Raw genomic sequence first — 2,037 nt, 5'->3', positions numbered from 1 at the left:
TATGCCATATAAAGTGATGCAGCTTAACAAAGATGGCTCAACAGCCATTTATGCAACCATTGACTCACCGCAGCAGCAAATATAGTTTGATTAAAACATTACATAGCTCATTCTGTTCTATTAATGAGCCAACAGTTATATGAACTCAACTCCCATTTCACGGATTAAGTTAGGTAAATTATTATGAACAAGAATATGTTCAATCGCAGGCGTTTCTTAACAGGATCTTCTACTTTGTTAGGGGCATCCATGCTGTCCACCCTACCGTCTATTGCCAATAGTGCGCTCGGTAAAGGTCAACAAAATGTAGCCGTCAACAGTGATAAATCTGACCATATCGTACCTATCCTAACCGGTAATGAGTTTGACCTGTATGTCAGCAAAAAGCCCGTTATCGTCAATGGCAAGTCGAGTATGGCGACGCTGATTAATGACTCATTGCCAGCACCAACGCTAAAGATGCGTGAAGGCGATACAGTAACCATTCGTGTTCATAATCAGATGGATGAATCAACCTCTATCCATTGGCATGGTCTGCTCGTACCTTTTAAGATGGATGGGGTGCCGGGTATTAGCTTTGATGGTATTCCTGCGAACAGTACCTTTACTTATAAATTTAAACTCAAACAATCAGGCACCTATTGGTATCACTCACACAGTGGGTTCCAAGAGCAAACCGGTATGCTGGGTGCCATTGTGATTGAGCCCAAAGGGCGTGAGCGTTATCCAGTCGCTGAAGACCACGTTATTGTGCTCAGTGATTGGACACACCGCAATCCGCATAACCTCTTGAAACTTTTAAAGCAGCGTGCTGACTTTGATAATTATCATTTGCCAGACTTCAAAAAACTGTTGTCTGATATTGCCGCAACAGATTTAGAAGCCGCTCATGATAAGCGCAAAATGTGGAATAAAATGCGCATGATGCCGACGGATTTCACCGATTTGTCTGGTGAAAAAACTTTTACGTATCTGATGAATGGTAAGACCACAGCAGCCAATTGGACACAACTAGTGAAAGCGGGACAGCCCGTCAAACTGCGCTTTATCAATGCTTCAGCGCAAACCATTTTTGATGTGCGTATACCGGGTCTCAAAATGACGGTGGTGGCAACAGATGGTATTGACGTCGCACCCGTTGCGATTGATGATTTCCGCATTGGGGTGGCTGAGACTTATGATGTCATTGTCACGCCTACTCAAGATGCACATACCATATTTGCCCAAAATATCGATCGTTCAGGCTATGTCGCGACCACGCTTGCAACCAAAAAAGGCGCTCGTGCAGCAACGCCTACCATGGACAAAATCGAATGGCTAACCATGGCCGACATGATGGGTGCGATGGGTGATAAAGGCTACAAAGCAAAGCACGCTAAGACCGAGTATGACTTTAAATCTGATATGCGTGTCGACAGTCCACGTATAAACCTCGATGATCCCGGTATTAACCTGCGTGAGATTGATAGAAAGGTTTTGACTTATGATCAATTACGCTCTGTCGATGAGGCCATATTTGCAGAGCAGCGTAAGCCTACCCGAGAGATCGAGCTACATTTAACGGGTAACATGGAGCGCTATATTTGGGCCTTAGATGGTGTCATGTTTAAGGATGCAACCCCTGTCAATATTAAGCCAAACGAGCGCGTACGTATTACCTTAGTCAATGACACTATGATGAACCATCCGATGCATTTGCATGGTATGTGGAGTGATTTGCGCACGCCATCTGGAGACTTTCAGGTACGTAAACATACGATTGTGGTGCAACCTGCGCAAAAGATTAGCTTTGATGTGACGGGTGAGTTTGGACGATGGGCGTGGCATTGCCATCTGCTTTATCACATGGAAGCCGGTATGTTCAGAGAAGTTGCCGTCGTTTAACAAACCTTCAAATATGAGGCTTATTATGAAAATATTTAAGAAAAATCTGCCATTCATTGGTTTGTCATCGCTAGTCTTGCTCACATCATCCTTTGCAACAGCTGCTGAGATGTCTGATATGGATCATAGTGGTATGGATATGTCGGGCGATAT

The 2,037-nt window shown here is 44.2% G+C and carries 1 protein-coding gene; it reads left to right on the top strand.

The genetic code is table 11. The features are described 5' to 3' along the window. The first annotated feature begins 183 nt into the window (after positions 1-183). Positions 184-1,884 (top strand): copper resistance system multicopper oxidase, encoded by a 1,701-nt coding sequence (locus ACZW67_RS14235; protein ID WP_465183798.1) that lies wholly within the window; start codon positions 184-186, stop codon positions 1,882-1,884. The last annotated feature ends 153 nt before the right edge of the window (positions 1,885-2,037 follow it).

The sequence above is a fragment of the Psychrobacter sp. TPE 89C genome (assembly GCF_055522395.1).
This window is presented reverse-complemented; position numbering and strand designations above follow the sequence as displayed.